The sequence below is a fragment of the uncultured Microbacterium sp. genome, assembly GCF_964244775.1.
In the GTDB taxonomy this organism is placed as follows: Bacteria; Actinomycetota; Actinomycetes; order Actinomycetales; family Microbacteriaceae; genus Microbacterium.
In genome coordinates, this window is the sequence record NZ_CAXTJR010000001.1 from 225,221 (window position 1) to 241,431 (window position 16,211).

The 16,211-nt window shown below is 68.0% G+C and carries 11 protein-coding genes; 8 read left to right on the forward strand and 3 right to left on the reverse strand.

The window, feature by feature from the left end; translation table 11 throughout:
• Window positions 1-16 precede the first annotated feature (16 nt).
• The 3 genes from gcvT to gcvP are packed head-to-tail and all read left to right on the forward strand — an operon-like array spanning window position 17 to window position 4,463.
• A complete protein-coding gene (gene gcvT, locus ACFE6Z_RS01080; protein WP_375383845.1) occupies window positions 17-1,216 on the forward strand; it encodes a glycine cleavage system aminomethyltransferase GcvT in 1,200 nt (399 codons plus the stop codon).
• Entirely contained in the window at window positions 1,213-1,590 is a 378-nt protein-coding gene (gene gcvH / locus ACFE6Z_RS01085) for a glycine cleavage system protein GcvH (RefSeq protein WP_375383846.1), read from the forward strand. The genes gcvT and gcvH overlap by 4 nt, the downstream gene beginning before the upstream one ends.
• A complete protein-coding gene (gene gcvP / locus ACFE6Z_RS01090; protein WP_375383847.1) occupies window positions 1,587-4,463 on the forward strand; it encodes an aminomethyl-transferring glycine dehydrogenase in 2,877 nt (958 codons plus the stop codon). Before gcvH ends, gcvP begins: the two co-directional genes overlap by 4 nt.
• Window positions 4,464-4,569: 106 nt before the next feature.
• Here the strand turns inward: gcvP and ACFE6Z_RS01095 are convergent, their stop codons facing one another.
• Both ACFE6Z_RS01095 and ACFE6Z_RS01100 read right to left on the reverse strand, forming a co-directional pair.
• The gene (locus tag ACFE6Z_RS01095; protein ID WP_375383848.1) at window positions 4,570-5,562 is read right to left on the reverse strand and encodes a hypothetical protein; all 993 of its coding nucleotides are present in this window, start codon (window positions 5,560-5,562) and stop codon (window positions 4,570-4,572) included.
• A gap of 279 nt (window positions 5,563-5,841) precedes the next feature.
• On the reverse strand, window positions 5,842-6,693 hold the full coding sequence (locus ACFE6Z_RS01100; RefSeq protein ID WP_375383849.1) for a CPBP family intramembrane glutamic endopeptidase: 852 nt from the start codon (window positions 6,691-6,693) through the stop codon (window positions 5,842-5,844).
• 147 nt (window positions 6,694-6,840) lie between these two features.
• On the opposite strand from ACFE6Z_RS01100, the gene ACFE6Z_RS01105 reads away from it, so the two are divergent.
• The 3 genes from ACFE6Z_RS01105 to ACFE6Z_RS01115 all read left to right on the forward strand — a co-directional run bounded on the left by ACFE6Z_RS01105 (window position 6,841) and on the right by ACFE6Z_RS01115 (window position 11,489).
• Window positions 6,841-8,634 carry an ABC transporter family substrate-binding protein gene (locus ACFE6Z_RS01105; RefSeq protein ID WP_375383850.1) on the forward strand — a complete coding sequence of 598 codons (1,794 nt, stop codon included), beginning with the start codon at window positions 6,841-6,843 and terminating at the stop codon, window positions 8,632-8,634.
• Between the two features lie 159 nt (window positions 8,635-8,793).
• The gene (locus ACFE6Z_RS01110; RefSeq protein WP_375383851.1) at window positions 8,794-10,329 is read left to right on the forward strand and encodes an ABC transporter permease; all 1,536 of its coding nucleotides are present in this window, start codon (window positions 8,794-8,796) and stop codon (window positions 10,327-10,329) included.
• Complete coding sequence (locus ACFE6Z_RS01115) at window positions 10,329-11,489, forward strand: ABC transporter permease (protein WP_375383852.1); 1,161 nt, start codon at window positions 10,329-10,331, stop codon at window positions 11,487-11,489. The genes ACFE6Z_RS01110 and ACFE6Z_RS01115 overlap by 1 nt, the downstream gene beginning before the upstream one ends.
• Window positions 11,490-11,503: 14 nt before the next feature.
• Here the strand turns inward: ACFE6Z_RS01115 and ACFE6Z_RS01120 are convergent, their stop codons facing one another.
• On the reverse strand, window positions 11,504-12,115 hold the full coding sequence (locus tag ACFE6Z_RS01120; protein WP_375383853.1) for a PH domain-containing protein: 612 nt from the start codon (window positions 12,113-12,115) through the stop codon (window positions 11,504-11,506).
• 38 nt (window positions 12,116-12,153) lie between these two features.
• Between ACFE6Z_RS01120 and ACFE6Z_RS01125 the strand changes: the two genes are divergently transcribed.
• Window positions 12,154-13,947, forward strand: a complete 1,794-nt coding sequence (locus ACFE6Z_RS01125) for an ABC transporter ATP-binding protein (protein WP_375383854.1) — start codon at window positions 12,154-12,156, stop codon at window positions 13,945-13,947.
• 142 nt (window positions 13,948-14,089) lie between these two features.
• Complete coding sequence (gene typA / locus ACFE6Z_RS01130; protein ID WP_375383855.1) at window positions 14,090-16,009, forward strand: translational GTPase TypA; 1,920 nt, start codon at window positions 14,090-14,092, stop codon at window positions 16,007-16,009.
• Window positions 16,010-16,211: the final 202 nt, after the last annotated feature.

Consider the following 16,211-nt stretch of genomic DNA (forward strand, 5'->3'; position numbering starts at 1 on the left):
GAGACCGGGAGAACTCATGCCAGACCCCCAGTACACCCCGCTCCGCGAACGCCACGAGGCGCTCGGCGCATCGTTCACCGATTTCGGCGGGTGGATGATGCCGGTGCGCTACACCTCCGACCTCGCCGAGCACCATGCCGTGCGCGCGGCGGCCGGCCTGTTCGACATCTCGCACATGGCGGAATTCCTCATCACGGGCGTCCACGCCGGCGCGTTCCTGGATTACGCCCTGGCCGGGCGCCTGTCGACCATCACGGACGGTCGAGCCAAATACTCTCTCGTGCTGGCCGATGACGGCGGCATCGTCGACGACGTCATCGTCTACCGCATCGCCTCAGATCGCTACCTGGTCATCGCGAACGCGGGGAATCGGGATGCTGTCGCCGAAGCTTTCGCGCAGCGCGCGCGCCGCGCGCCCATCGCCGCGGTCTTTCTCGAGGCTCCGGCCGAAGCCGCGCAATACTTCGCCTACGTCGAAGGACTCGACCAGGCCCGCATCGAAGACATCAGCGACCAGAGCGCCCTGATCGCGGTGCAGGGCCCGGTCGCCAGGGCTGTGGTCGCGGCGACGGCCGGCATCGCCGACGTGACCCCGCCGCTTGCGGAGCTCGGCTATTACGCGTGGGCGCAGGCCTCCTTCCGGGGAGTGCCGGTCCTCGTCGCGCGCACCGGCTACACCGGCGAAGACGGGTTCGAGCTGCTGGTACCCACCGCCGCGGCGGGCGAGCTGTGGGATGCGCTGCTCGAGGCCGGCGCGCCGCTCGGACTGGTGCCGGCCGGGCTCGCCGCCCGCGACACCCTTCGCCTCGAGGCCGGAATGCCGCTGTACGGCCACGAGCTCTCGCGCGACATCGTGCCCGCGCAGGCGGGCCTCGGTCGCGCCGTCGCGACGGACAAGGACGACTTCGTCGGAGCGGAGGCCCTGTCTTCGGCCCCGGATGCCGATGCCCCCGTGCTGGTCGGTCTCGTTTCCGAGGGCAAGCGGGCCGGCCGTGCCGGCTATGCGGTGTACGACCCTTCGACGGGGTCAGCGACCGATGATCCGGTCGGCGAGATCACCAGCGGCGCCCTCAGCCCGACCCTCGGCCATCCGATCGCGATGGCCTTTGTCGCCCCCTCGGTGAGCACCCTCGGCACCGTCCTGTCCATCGACGTCCGCGGCACCCGCATCCCCGCCACCGTCACCGCCCTGCCCTTCTACCGGAGGAAGAAATGACCGATCTGAGCGCCCTCACCTACACCGCCGAGCACGAGTGGATCGCCGTCGAAGGCGATATCGCGACCGTGGGGATCACCGACTTCGCCGCCGACAAGCTGGGCGACGTCGTCTTCGTCGACCTGCCTGCCGCCGCGTCGAGCGTCGCCGCCGGCCAGGTCTGCGGCGAGATCGAGTCGACGAAGTCGGTCGGCGAGCTCTACGCGCCCCTCGCCGGTGAGGTCGTCGAGGTCAACGACGCCGTGGTCGATGACCCGTCGCTGATCAACTCCGACCCTTACGGAGACGGCTGGCTGATCAAGCTCCGCGTCGAGGTCGCCGCGCTCGGCGGGTTGCTCGATCGTGAGGCCTACCTCGAGCTGACCGGCGCATGACCGCGACGTTCCAGGACCGTCATATCGGGACGGATGCCGCGGCCCAGCGCACGATGCTGGCGGCGGTCGGCTACGACACGGTCGATGCCCTCGTGCAGACGGCGGTGCCAGCATCCATCCATGTCCAGCCGAGCGCGACCACCGGCATCCCCGCCGCCGCGACCGAAGCCGAGGCGCTCGCCGAGCTGCGCGCCCTCGCCGCGCAGAACCGGACCGCGCGGCCGATGATCGGGCTCGGGTACTACGACACCTTCACCCCCTCGGTGATCGCCCGGAACGTGCTCGAGAACCCGTCGTGGTACACCGCCTACACGCCCTACCAGCCCGAGATCTCGCAGGGCCGGCTCGAAGCGCTCATCAACTTCCAGACGATGGTCACCGACCTCACCGGCCTGACGACGGCGAACGCATCGATGCTCGACGAGTCGACGGCCGTTGTCGAGGGGATGCTGCTGGCCCGCCGTGCCTCGAAGTCGGCCTCGCCCGTGTTCGTCGTCGATGCCGATGCGCTCCCGCAGACCAAGGCGCTGCTGCGCACGCGCGCCGACGCCGTGGGAATCGAGCTCGTCGAGCTCGATGTCGCCGGCGGTGCCTTGCTCGAGAACCCGGTCGGTGAGCCTGTCGAACCGTTCGGTGTCTTCGTGCAGTACCCGGGCGCGTCTGGGAACGTCTGGGATCCGTCCGGCATCATCGACGCGGTCCACGTAGCGGGCGGCCTCGCGGTCGTCGCGGCAGACCTGCTCGCGCTCACCCTGCTGCGCTCGCCGGGCTCGCTCGGGGCGGATGTCGCCGTAGGCACGACGCAGCGCTTCGGCGTGCCGCTCGGCTTCGGCGGACCCCACGCCGGGTACATGGCCGTGAAGCAGGGGCTCGAGCGCCAGCTGCCCGGCCGCCTCGTCGGGGTGTCGCAGGATGCGGCCGGCCACCCGGCCTACCGTCTCTCGCTGCAGACCCGCGAGCAGCACATCCGCCGCGAGAAGGCCACGTCGAACATCTGCACCGCGCAGGTGCTGCTGGCCGTGATGGCGGCCATGTACGCGGTCTACCACGGTCCTGCGGGGCTGCGCGAGATCGCGACCGAGGTCACCGTCAACGCCCATCTGCTCCGCGATCGGCTCGTCGAAGCGGGCCATGAGGTGCTGCACGACGAATTCTTCGACACCATCATCGTGTCGGTTCCCGGACGCGCGGTCGAGATCGTCGCGAGCGCGCGGGAGCGCGGCTATCAGCTGTGGCTGCGGGACGCGGATTCGGTGGGCATCTCGGTCGATGAGACGACCTCGCACAGCGACCTGCACGCGTTGGCGCAGGTGTTCGGCGGGCCCGAAGAGCGCTGGTTCGTCCACTCCCCGCTCGCCGTCGGGCTGCCATCCGCGTTGCTCCGCGACGACGAGTACCTCCAGCATCCCGTCTTCAACAGCCACCACAGCGAGACGGCGATGATGCGCTATCTCAAGCAGCTCGCCGATCGCGACTACGCGCTGGATCGCGGCATGATCCCGCTCGGGTCGTGCACGATGAAGCTCAACGCGGCGACCGAGATGGCGGCCGTGTCTTGGCCCGAGTTCGCGCGCGTGCATCCGTTCGCCCCCGAGGCGGATGTGCGCGGCTACCTCGCCATGATCGAGCAGCTCGAATCGTGGCTGGCCGAGATGACCGGGTACGACGCGGTCTCGCTGCAGCCCAACGCGGGGTCGCAGGGCGAGCTCGCGGGCCTGCTCGCGATCCGCGGCTATCACCGTGCGAACGGCGAGGTGGATCGGATCGTCTGCCTCATCCCGTCGTCTGCGCACGGCACGAATGCGGCATCGGCAGTGCTCGCCGGAATGAAGGTCGTCGTGGTCGCGTGCGATGACGCCGGCAACGTCGACTTGACCGATCTGCACGCCAAGATCGCCCAGCACGCCGACCAGCTCGCTGCGCTCATGATCACCTATCCGTCGACGCACGGCGTGTACGAGCACGAGGTGCTCGCGATCACCCAGGCCGTGCACGATGCCGGTGGCCAGGTGTACGTCGACGGCGCCAACCTGAACGCGCTCCTCGGGTGCGCGCGGTTCGGCGACCTCGGCGGAGACGTCTCGCACCTCAACCTCCACAAGACCTTCGCGATCCCGCACGGCGGCGGCGGACCGGGCGTCGGGCCGGTCGCGGCCAAGGCGCACCTCGCACAGTTCTTGCCGGGGCATCCGTTCTCGCAGCGAAGCGACCATGCCGGCGGATTCGCGTTCGACGGGGGAGCCGTCTCGGCGGCGCCGCACGGGTCGGCCGGCATCCTGCCGATCTCGTGGGCGTACGTGCGGATGATGGGGGCTTCGGGGCTCCGCGAGGCGACCGCGGCCGCCGTGCTGTCGGCCAACTACGTCGCCGCGCGCCTGCGCGAGCACTACCCGGTGCTCTACACCGGCGAGGGCGGGCTGGTCGCGCACGAGTGCATCCTCGACCTGCGGCCGCTGCGCGAAGAGACCGGGGTCACGGTCGACGACGTGGCCAAGCGCCTCATCGACTACGGCTTCCACGCCCCGACGATGTCGTTCCCGGTCGCCGGCACCCTGATGGTCGAGCCGACCGAGTCCGAAGACCTCCCAGAGCTCGATCGGTTCGTCGAGGCGATGATCGCGATCAAGGCCGAGGCGCTCGCCGTGGCCGCAGGGGAGTGGCCCGCCGACGACAACCCGCTCGTGAACGCCCCGCACACGGCGGCCTCGGTCATCGAGGGCGAGTGGGAGCATCCGTACTCCCGCGAGGTCGCGGTCTACCCCGTGCACACCCTGGTGCGCACGAAGTACTGGCCCCCGGTGCGCCGGATCGACCAGGCCTACGGCGACCGCAACCTGGTGTGCGCGTGCCCGCCGATCGAGGCCTTCGCCTGATCCCCGTCCCCTCCCTCCCTCACTGCCGTCTCCCATTCCCATCTCCATTCCGCGAGACCGGATAGGCGCCACAAAAATGTGACGGATGCACTTCGTCTCGTGCCACCTATCCGGTCTCGCGGGTGTGAGGGGCGTGGCCGTTCAGCGCCGCGGAGAGGGTGGCGAGCGGCTCGGGCTCGCCGAGGCCGGTTTGCCGCAGACCCGCAGAGACGAGAATCTTCCGAAGCCGCGCGGGGGTGCGGACGTCATCCCATCCCCATCGTGCGAATCCGTTCACGATTCGACGGATGCTGTCCTCTCGGCGCTTCTCGTCGTGGATGGCCTTCGCGGCATCACCGCGTGAGCCGTTGTACTTGAGTCGCCCGTCGGCTTCTCCGACGATTCGGGCATCGCGCCAGTAGTGATCGACGCAGTATCGCTGACCGTCGATGCGGAACGGTACCTGGAGCTCAGGCTCCGGGAACCCGAGCAATTCGACGACGGCTCGGCTGACGGACTCGAGAGCGCCGTCCGCGGCAGCGTCGCCGCGGTGGATGGCCCAACGCGCATGGCGACGCCCGCGGCTGCTCTGCCGGGATGCGTTCACAGCGACGAGTTGCTCGACGCTGAGCCCGGCGTCTGCCCGGAGCGCAGCATCCACGACGGCGAGTCCGGTCGCGCAGTGTCGGGTGCGTGCGATGTCGACGGCCGTCTCATCGGACGAGGTGAGCTGAATGCCACCGAGTGCCACGACCTGGCGTGGCGTCGAGGCCGTGTGGGTGCGCAACCCCTTCCAGCTGCCGGAACTCGCGGCGGGATCCCGAAGCACGTGCACCTCGCCCGGCTCACCAAAGACCGGCAGCCCGAGCAGCACCGCCGCTGATTCGTGACTGAACGTGAGCCCTGGCATCGTCAGCGCGGCGGCGTGCACCCGCGCGAGGTAGCGATCCCATGGCGCGAGAGCACGCCACGCCGATGCTGGGGCGTATACGCCGTACTTGACCGAGACGAGCTCTCCCCGTGCCACGAGGCTGCCGGGTCGAGCGATCGTTCGAGCTCGGATCAACGGAATCGGGCAAGGTCTGACATCCGCGACCGCGATGTCCAGTACGTCACTCATCCCGAAAGTGTTCATGCGGTGTTCGCCTCCGCGGCGGCGGTCATGCCGATCAGTGGAGGGCGCGCGACCCACTCCACCCTGTGCAGGGATGGACGTCCGCCGGGCTTCCCGCCGCCCCCGCCCCACACCACCCGCGAAACCGGATAGACGAGACGAGAGGGTGACGAACGCACTCTGTCTCGTGGCGCCTATCCGGTCTCGCGGATGGGCCCGGGCCCGGGCCGGGGGTACGGGGAGGGCGACGGGGCCGGGCCGGGGCGCGACCGGGGAGCGGAGCGGCTAGGGCCGGGGGGCGAAGACGCCGGGCCACAGGGCCGCCGCGAGGGGATATCCCACGAAGGCGACGGTGTCGAGCAGCGTGTGGGCGATCACGAGCGGCATCACCCGGCCCCAGCGGCGGTAGCACCAGCCGAAGACGACGCCCATCACGAAGTTGCCGATGATCGCTCCGACGCCCTGGTACGCGTGGTAGGCGCCGCGCAGCGCGGCCGTCGAGAGGATGATCGCCCACCACGACCACCCGAATCGGCGAAGGCGATCGAAGAGGTAGCCGATGAAGATGACCTCTTCGATCAGACCGGCTCGCAGCGCCGACAGCAGCAGAAGCGGCACCGTCCACCACGCGGCATCCAACGGCGATGCCGAGACGTTCAACGTCACGCCCAGCAGCCGACCGACGACATAGAGGCCGAGTCCCGGGATCCCGATCACGGCAGCGAGCAGGATGCCGCGCCCGAGGTCGCCGCCGAAGCCCCGGAAGTCGAGCCCGATGCGGTGCAGCGCGTTGCTGGCGGGCTCCCACAGCAGGAACACCACGAGCGCGACCAGGGCGAGCGCGAAGCCGACGTCGAGCAGCTGATAGAGGATGTCCCAGAACGCCGCCGCGTCCTGTGAGGGGTTGAGGGTCGTGCCCTGGTCGGCCAGTTTCGAACCCTGCTGGAGCGCCTGGATGCTGGAGCGCACGAGTGAAAGCACCGAGTACAGCGCCGACCGGCCCACCGTGATCGCCAGGACCAGCGACACTTCCCAGATCAGTCGAGTCCGCTCGTAGCCGGAGACCCTGGTCGGTGCCGTGGGATTCCTCACATCATTGGAGGAATCGCGCGCAGGCATCTTGTCAGATTGCCACATTCACGCGCGGTTGAGTTAAGGGTATGTAACGTTTTCGCTGAAGGTTTTGACCATCGCTGGGCATTTACTTAGGGTTTCGATATCCGCGACCCGCTGTTCACCCCGGTTCGGCGTGTCGCATTCACCCCTTGCACAGGAGGAAACACAGTGTCTGCAAAGACCTGGCGCACCCGCGCCCTCGCAGTCGTGGCGGGAGTCGGCGTCACCGCCTTCGCCCTCGCCGCCTGCTCCAGCCCCGGCGGAGGCAGCGGCACATCCGCCAAGCCCGTCGTCGACACTCAGGTCATCCTCGCGGAGACCAACGAGGTTACGAGCTTCAACCCGTCGACCACTCAGGGCAACCTCGACGTGAACTCGAAGGTCAATTACGCGACCCACGACACGTTCGCCTACGTCAACGACAAGATGGAGGTCGTCCCCAACGACGGCTTCGGCAAGATGGAGAAGGTCTCCGACGACCCGCTGACGGTCAAGTACACCCTGAACGACGGCGTCAAGTGGTCCGATGGCACTCCCATCACCACGGATGACCTGATGCTCGGCTGGGCCATCGCCTCCGGCTACTACGACGACGCCACCTTCGACGATGAGGGCGCGGTCACGGCCGGCACCCAGTACTTCACCATCGCGGGCTCGACCGTCGGCGTGAACGACACGCAGGTCCCCACGGTCAGCGACGACAAGAAGACGCTGACCCTCGTCTACAACACTCCGTTCGTGGACTGGAACCTGGTCTGGCTGCTCGACCAGCCGATCAAGGTCGTCACCGAGAAGGCCGGCGTCACCGTCGATGACTTCATCAAGGCGCTCCAGGACACCCCGAAGGGTGACGCCAAGGCCCCGGCCGCGGCGCCGAACGCGACGATCAAGTCCGTCGCCGACTTCTGGAACACGGGCTTCGACGCCACATCGCTGCCGACCGACCCATCGCTGTACCTGTCGAACGGACCGTTCGTCGTGCAGTCGTGGGAGCCCACGCAGTCGATGACGCTCGTCGCCAACCCGAACTACACGGGTACGCACAAGCCGGCGTTCTCGACCCTGGTGTTCCGCTTCGTCGGTGACTCGCAGGCGCAGGTGACCGCCCTCCAGAACGGCGAGGTCGACATCATCAATCCGCAGGCCGGTGGCGACACGCTGACGCTGCTGAAGAGCTTGCCCGGCATCCAGATCCTGACGGGGCCCCAGCTGTCGTACGACCACGTCGACATCTCGTTCAAGGGCGACTTCGCAGACGCGAAGGTCCGCGAGGCGTTCATGAAGGTCATCCCGCGTCAGCAGATCGTCGACACGGTCGTCAAGCCGGTCAACCCCGACGCCGAGGTGCTGAACTCGCAGGTCTACGTGACCTCGCAGACCGAGCCGTACGCCAAGACGATCGCTGAGAACGGCTCGGACGCATACGCCGACGTCGACATCGCCGGTGCCAAGGCGCTCCTGGCCGGGAAGACCCCGACCGTCCGCATCCTGTACAACATCAACAACCCGAACCGCGTCGCGGCGTTCGAGGCCATCCAGGCTTCGGCGACCGAGGCAGGTTTCGTGGTCGAGGACAAGGGTGACGCCAAGTGGAGCAGCCTGCTGCCCACCGACGGCTACGACGTGGCGATCTTCGGTTGGATCTCTCCCGGCGTCGGCAACGCGTCGATCCCGCAGATCTTCTCGTCGACCGGCGGCGGCAACTACACGGGCATCAACGTGCCCGAGATCGACACGCTGGCCTCGGACATCCAGACGATGACCGACCCGGCCGACGTCGAGGCTGCCAACATCAAGGTCGACAAGCTGCTGTTCGACAACTACTACGGGCTGCCGCTGTTCCAGAGCCCCGGCGTGGAGGCGCACACCGACCGCATCTCGGGCGTGACCTTCATGGCGAACCAGACCGGTCCGGTCTGGAACTTCTGGGAGTGGACTGCTCAGGGGAGCGCGTCGAACTAGTTCGACCGCCCTCTGACGAACACCATCGCGTGGGGCGTCGGGAGAACATCCCGGCGCCCCACGCGCATGCCAGCTTCCCAGCCCAGCGGCCCCGCGCACTCGAGACCCGAGCCCTCCGTGCGGTCGACTGGTAGCTTTTGTCCATGAAGGGGCAGCCCAGTGCTTAGCTACGTCCTTCGGCGCATCGGAGTTTCGATCCTCATCCTGATCGCGGCGTCGTTGCTCATGTATGTCCTGGTCGCGTGGTCGAAGAACCCACTCGACGAGCTCTACGCGTCCAGCAGTCCCAACAAGGAGCAGCTGATCCTCCAGCGGATCCAGTGGCTGCATCTCGATCAGCCCGTCTTCCTCCGGTGGCTGAACTGGCTCGGCGGCGCTGCCCGCTGCGTCGTCCCGTTCGCGGGTTGCGACCTCGGTGTCACGATCCAGAACCAGGATGTCCAGGTGCTCCTGGCCCGTGCGGTCGGCTCCACCCTCCAGCTGGTCACCGGCGCCACGATCCTCGCGATCGTGCTCGGCATCACGATCGGCATCGTCTCGGCCCTGCGTCAGTACAGCGCCGTCGACTACACGTTCACGTTCGCGAGCTTCTTCCTCTACTCGCTGCCCTCGTTCCTCATGGGTGTGCTGCTGAAGGTCTTCGTTGCCATCGGATTCAACGACTGGCTGGTCGACCCGGTCTTCTCGTGGGCCGTCATCATCATCTTCTCGATCGTCGCCGGGCTCTTCTGGCAGGCGATCATCGGAGGCAACCGGCAGAGACGCCTGGTGGTCTTCGTCGCGTCGCTCCTTGTCACCGGCCTGCTCATGTACCTCATGTCGGTCACGGAATGGTTCCTCAATCCCTCGCTCGGACCGATCCTCTCGCCGCTGCTGATCGTGGCATTCGGTGCGGGCATGGTGCTGCTGATCGCCGGGCCCACGTCGCGATTCGCCTGGCGCACAGGCGGCGCGACGGTGATCGTCCTGGCGGCGGGATACTTCGCGCTCCAGCCGTTCCTCCCGTCGATGGACGGGTCGGGGATCGTCCTGCTGTTCATCGTCGCGATCGGCGTCGGCCTGCTCGCCGGCTGGCTGCTGGGTGAGCACGACAAGGGTCAGGCGATGCGCATCGGTGCGTTCACCGGTCTGCTCGGCATGGGCGTCATCATCCTCGACCAGTTCATGCGCAACTGGAACTCGTACATCACCAATCCTCGGATCAACGGGCGCCCGATCGCGACGGTGGGCTCGGCCACCCCGAACCTGCAGGGTGACTTCTGGATCCAGGCCACCGACACCTTCACCCACCTGCTGCTGCCGACGGTCAGCCTCATGCTGATCTCGTTCGCCGGCTACACGCGCTACGCGCGCGGCGGGATGCTCGAGGTGCTCAACCAGGACTACATCCGCACGGCACGCGCCAAGGGCCTGCCCGAGCGCACCGTGGTGGTGCGCCACGCGTTCCGCAACTCGCTCATCCCGATCACGACGATCGTCGCAGCCGACGTCGGAGGTCTGATCGGCGGCGCGATCATCACGGAGCGGATCTTCGCGTTCTCGGGCATGGGTGCCCTGTTCAACGCCGGCCTCACCGCCGGCGATCCGAATCCCGTGATGGCGTACTTCGTCGTGGTCGCGGTCTTCGCGATCACCTTCAACTTCCTTGCGGACCTCGCCTACTCGGCGCTCGACCCGAGAGTGCGGGCCAACTGATGACCATTCCCATCAATCCGAGCCTCGAGGCACCGGGCACCCCGGCCGATGGCGGCCCGACGGTTCTCGCCGCCGAAGACAAGGGAGTCAGCCAGGGCCGGCTGATCCTCAAGCGCTTCCTATCGCACAAGCCGGCGCTGGTGAGCATGATCCTGTTCGTGCTGATCATCGCGTTCGCCGCATCCGCGGTCGGGTTCTTCGGCCTGCCCGGATGGTGGAAGTACAGCTACACCGAGCTGCTCCCGCCCCAGAACGGCGGCGCGCCGACGCTGTCGATCATCCCGGAGTGGCTCGGGGGCGCCGGCCTCGCGTGGGGCGACCACCCGTTCGGTCAGAACAACGTCGGCAAGGACTACTTCGCCATGACGATGCGGGGTCTGTTGAACTCCGCGTACATCATGTTCATCATCGGCCTGATCGCCGCCTTCATCGGCGTCGTGATCGGTGCGATCTCCGGCTACTACCGCGGGTGGGTGGATGCCGTCCTCATGCGCATCACCGACATCGTCATCGTCATCCCGATCATCGTCATCGGTGCCGTCGTCGGTACTGCCGTCGGCGGCCTCGGGCCGGCAACGCTCGCGGTGTTCCTCGGCTTCGTCGCCTGGACCGGAATCGCACGCCTGGTGCGCGCGGAGTTCCTGACGCTGCGCGAACGGGAGTTCGTCGAAGCCGCCAGGGTAGCCGGAGCATCCGATATGCGCATCATCTTCCGGCACATCCTCCCCAACGCGACCGGTGTCGTGATCGTCTCGACCACCCTGCTCATCGCCGCGGCGATCATCCTGGAGACGTCGCTGTCGTTCCTCGGATACGGAGTCAAATCTCCCGAGGTGTCGCTGGGGCTGCTGATCAGCCAGAACGAGTCGGCGTTCCAGACGCGTCCGTGGCTGTTCTGGTGGCCGGCCGTATTCATCGTGACGCTCGCGCTGCTGGTGAACTTCGTCGGCGACGGCCTCCGCGACGCTTTCGATCCGCGTCAGAAGCGCATCGTCAAGCGCCGCGTCAAAGACCTCCCGCCCGACGCCGTCGTGATCTCGAGCACCTCGTCCGATGTGCCCGAGGGCCCGACGATGGGGCGCTCCGGTGTGGCGTCGAGCTCGGGTGTGTCCAGCCAGGATCCCTCCACCGAGGCCTCCCGTGCAGAGGATGACCGATGACGGTCGCGCTCCGCTCAGGCCGTGGTGGCCAGCGCCCAGCCGGTCGCCACGATCAGCACGGCCACCACGGCACCGGCCGTGATGTTCCAGTCGCGTGTGACCGCGATGTCGTCCGCCATCCCCGCAGGGATGCTGTTGCTCTCGACGCGACGCTGCCACTGCTCGCGGACCACGGTGGCCGCGTCGCCGGATTCGGTGCCGAGCAGGTCGCCCGGTCGCAGCACCGCGCCGGCGGCCTTGGCCTCGCGATTGACCGCACGCCGGCCCGCCACCGCGCTGGAGAGCGCGCCGGGAGCAGGCGCCGCCCAGGCGACGAACTTCTGCCCGGGCGTGTGCAGCGTCAGCGCGTAGCGGGTGTCGACGTGGATGAGCGCGGGCCACGGCACGAGCACCCGATGGCTCACGTTCTGAAGGGTGACCCCGTCATCGTCGACGCCTACGTAGGGGCGCCACAGCGCCACCCACGCGAGGAACGCGATGAGCGCCGCGGCCGGGTAGATCCAGACGAAGCGCAGGTCGACGCTGGTGGCCGCCGCGATGAGGATCAGCGCGGCAGCGACCCAGCACACGATCGCCATGATGCGGTTGAACCGCGAGTGCAGCACGATCTCGCCGGTGTCGCTCATCCCTCCATCCTCCCAGTGCACGACGTCAGGAACGACCGATGAACCAGCTGCGCGGGCGCGACGGCTACGCCGGACCCCTTCTCGAGGTGAACGGCCTCTCGGTCGACTTCGCCGTCGACAACTACTGGGTTCCCGCCGCGAAAGACCTGAACTACTCCGTCGAAGCGGGCAAGGCTCTGGCGATCGTGGGTGAGTCGGGCTCGGGCAAGAGCGCGAGCTCGATGGCGATGCTCGGCCTCCTGCCGGGCAACGCGCGCATCGGCGGCAGCGTCAAGCTCGCCGGTCGCGAGATCATGGGCCTCAAGGCCGACGAACTGCGGCGCGTCCGAGGCAGCGAGATCGCTGTGATCTTCCAGGAGCCGATGACCGCACTCAACCCGGTCTACACGGTCGGCTTCCAGATCGTCGAGACGCTGCGAGTCCACTTCGGAATGACGCCGAGCCAAGCCAAGGCCCGCGCGCTCGAGCTGCTCGACCTCGTCGAGCTGCCCGACCCGCTCAAGGCGTACAACTCCTACCCCCACCAGCTCTCCGGCGGTCAGCGCCAGCGCGCCATGATCGCCCAGTCCATCTCGTGCGACCCGTGGCTGCTGATCGCCGATGAGCCGACGACGGCGCTCGATGTGACCGTCCAGGCCGAGATCCTCGACCTGATGCGCGACCTGCGCCACCGCCTCGACTCGGCGATCCTCCTGATCACGCACGACATGGGCGTCGTCGCAGACCTCGCCGACGACATCGTCGTGATGCGTCAGGGCGTCATCGTCGAGCGCGGCACGGTGGAGGCGGTCTTCGCCGCTCCGCAGCATCCGTACACCCAGCAGCTGCTGGCAGCAGTTCCGCGCATCGGCGACGGCGGCGACGAGGTGATCGACACCACGGCGGCCCTCAGCGGCGACACGAGCTCGCTCCGGCTCGCCGAGGTCGCCGCCGAGGCGGATGCCCAGCGCCGCGCAGGTCTCGGCGCACCCGTGCTGCAGTTCGAGGATGTCGCGATCGACTACCCCAAGCACGGCCGCGTCCCGGCGTTCCGCGCCGTGGAGCACGCGAACTTCGCGATCTACGCGGGCGAGGTCACCGGCCTCGTGGGCGAGTCGGGTTCGGGCAAGACGACCGTGGGTCGCGCGGCGATCGGGCTGCTGCCGATCGCCGAGGGGAAGGCATACGTCGTCGGCCACGACATCTCCAAAGCCGACCGCCGTCTGCTGCACAAGGTGCACAAAGACGTCGGAATCGTCTTTCAAGACCCGTCGTCGTCGTTGAACCCTCGCCTGCCCGTCGGTCAGTCGATCGGCGAGCCGCTGCTGCTGGCCGGTGAGGCGAAGGGCCGAGCGCTCGATCGTCGCGTGCAGGAACTGCTGGATGCTGTCGAGCTGCCTCGGGCGTATCGCAGCCGCTATCCGCACGAGCTGTCGGGTGGCCAGAAGCAGCGCATCGGCATCGCCCGCGCACTCGCTCTCGAGCCCAAGCTGCTGATCGCCGACGAGCCGACCTCGGCACTGGACGTCTCCGTCCAGGCGACGGTGCTGGAGCTGCTCAAGCGTCTGCAGCGCGACCTCGGGTTCGCATGCCTGTTCATCAGCCACGACCTGGCCGTCGTCGACACGCTCGCCGACCGGATCATCGTGATGAGCAAGGGGCACATCGTTGAGCAGGGCGCCACGGGCCAAATCCTGCGCGCGCCGAAGGAGCCGTACACGCAGCGGCTCATCGCCGCCGTGCCGATCCCCGACCCCGCCGAGCAGCGCGTGCGTCGCGAGGCGCGTGCTGCCCTGCTCGAGGCCGACGCTGCGGCTACCGCCGCCGCGGAGCGCGCCGACGGGGCGGCCTGACCCCCGCGCCATTCGGGCATCACGGCGGCGCAAGACCGGGCCCAACGCCGGGCCGCGGCCGCCCTCGGGAGTCGGTCAGGCACGACCGAGTAGAATGGAGATGCCCTTCTCCGGGCGAATCCCCAATCTGCAAGGACCTTTCATGGCGCGCGCCCACCGTTCAGACCTCCGCAACGTCGCGATCGTTGCCCACGTCGACCACGGCAAGACGACGCTCGTCGACGCCATGCTGCGCCAGACCGGCTCGTTCGGCGAGCACGCGCACGTCGATGAGCGCGCGATGGACTCGAACGACCTCGAGCGCGAGAAGGGCATCACGATCCTCGCCAAGAACACGGCGATCACCTACAAGGGCGCGCACGCCACCGAGGGCCCGGTGACGATCAACGTCATCGACACGCCCGGTCACGCCGACTTCGGCGGCGAGGTCGAGCGCGGCCTGTCGATGGTCGACGGCGTCGTCCTGCTCGTGGACGCGAGCGAGGGTCCGCTCCCGCAGACGCGCTTCGTGCTCCGCAAGGCCCTCGAGGCCAAGCTCCCCGTCATCCTCCTGGTGAACAAGACCGACCGCCCTGACGCGCGCATCGCCGAGGTCGAGGAGGAGTCGCACGACCTGCTCCTGGGGCTCGCGTCCGACCTCGTCGATGACGTGCCCGACCTCGATGTCGACGCACTGCTGGACGTGCCGGTCGTGTATGCGAGCGGGCGTGCGGGGGCAGCATCCCGCAACCGTCCCGCGAACGGCGAACTGCCCGACAATGACGACCTCGAGCCGTTGTTCGAGGCGATCCTCGAGCACGTGCCCGCTCCGTCGTACGACGACGAGGCCCCGCTGCAGGCATGGGTCACGAACCTCGACTCGAGCCCCTTCCTCGGCCGCCTCGCTCTCCTGCGCGTCTTCAACGGCACGCTGAAGAAGGGCCAGACCGTGGCGTGGGTGCGAGCCGACGGCACCACGAGCAACGCGCGGATCACCGAGCTCCTGAAGACCCGCGCCCTCGAGCGCTACCCCGCCGAGAGCGCTGCCCCCGGCGACATCGTCGCGATCGCCGGCTTCCCCGACATCACGATCGGAGAGACGATCGCCGATCCCGATGACGTGCGTCCGCTTCCGCAGATCCACGTCGATGACCCGGCCATCTCGATGACGATCGGCACCAACACCTCGCCGCTCGCCGGCAAGGTCAAGGGCCACAAGCTCACCGCGCGCCTGGTGAAGGACCGCCTCGACCGCGAGCTGATCGGAAACGTCTCGCTCAAGGTCGTCGACATCGGACGCCCCGACGCGTGGGAGGTGCAGGGCCGCGGCGAGCTCGCGCTGGCGATCCTCGTCGAGAACATGCGTCGCGAAGGCTTCGAGCTGACCGTCGGCAAGCCCCAGGTGGTCACGAAGAAGGTCGACGGCAAGACGTACGAGCCGTTCGAGCACCTGACCATCGACGCACCCGAGGAGTATCTCGGCGCGATCACGCAGCTGCTGGCGACCCGTCGCGGCCGCATGGAGAACATGACCAACCACGGCACCGGCTGGGTGCGCATGGAGTTCATCGTTCCCTCGCGCGGCCTGATCGGGTTCCGCACCGAGTTCCTCACGACGACCCGCGGCACAGGAATCGCCAACGCGATCTCGCACGGCTACGAGCCGTGGGCCGGCCAGATCGTCACGCGCCAGAACGGCTCGATCGTCGCCGACCGCACAGGTGTGGTCACCCCCTTCGCGATCATCGCCCTGCAGGAGCGCATGTCGTTCTTCGTGCAGCCGACGCAGGAGGTCTACGAAGGCATGGTCATCGGCGAGAACTCGCGCAACGACGACATGGACGTGAACATCACGAAAGAGAAGAAACTGACCAACATGCGTCAGTCGACCTCCGACACGTTCGAGTCGATGACGCCGTCGCGCCAGCTCTCGCTCGAGGAGAGCCTCGAGTTCGCCCGTGAAGACGAGTGCGTCGAGGTCACCCCCGAGATCGTGCGCATCCGCAAGGTGAACCTCGACGCTACCGAGCGCGCCCGCGCTACGGCCCGGCTGAAGCGCCAGGACGCAAACGCGAGCGCCTGACCCGCCCTTCTCGCAGTGCACCCTCGGTTCTCGTAGTGCACCCTCGGTTCCCGCAATGCACCCTCGGTTCCCGCAATGCACCCTCGGTCGAGGGTGCACTCCGAAGGTCGAGGGTGCACTCCGAAGGTCGAGGGTGCACTACGAAGGTCGAGGGTGCATTGCGGTGGCAGGAAAGCGGCCACCGATGTCGGATCGGACCCGT

Excerpts from the sequence above, each read along its gene's own strand:
- gcvT (WP_375383845.1), top strand. The coding sequence starts at position 17 with ATGCCAGACCCCCAGTACACCCCGCTCCGCGAACGCCACGAGGCGCTC.
- gcvH (WP_375383846.1), top strand. The coding sequence starts at position 1,213 with ATGACCGATCTGAGCGCCCTCACCTACACCGCCGAGCACGAGTGGATC.
- gcvP (WP_375383847.1), top strand. The coding sequence starts at position 1,587 with ATGACCGCGACGTTCCAGGACCGTCATATCGGGACGGATGCCGCGGCC.
- ACFE6Z_RS01095 (WP_375383848.1), bottom strand. The coding sequence starts at position 5,562 with ATGAGTGACGTACTGGACATCGCGGTCGCGGATGTCAGACCTTGCCCG.
- ACFE6Z_RS01100 (WP_375383849.1), bottom strand. The coding sequence starts at position 6,693 with ATGTGGCAATCTGACAAGATGCCTGCGCGCGATTCCTCCAATGATGTG.
- ACFE6Z_RS01115 (WP_375383852.1), top strand. The coding sequence starts at position 10,329 with ATGACCATTCCCATCAATCCGAGCCTCGAGGCACCGGGCACCCCGGCC.
- ACFE6Z_RS01120 (WP_375383853.1), bottom strand. The coding sequence starts at position 12,115 with ATGAGCGACACCGGCGAGATCGTGCTGCACTCGCGGTTCAACCGCATC.
- ACFE6Z_RS01125 (WP_375383854.1), top strand. The coding sequence starts at position 12,154 with ATGAACCAGCTGCGCGGGCGCGACGGCTACGCCGGACCCCTTCTCGAG.
- typA (WP_375383855.1), top strand. The coding sequence starts at position 14,090 with ATGGCGCGCGCCCACCGTTCAGACCTCCGCAACGTCGCGATCGTTGCC.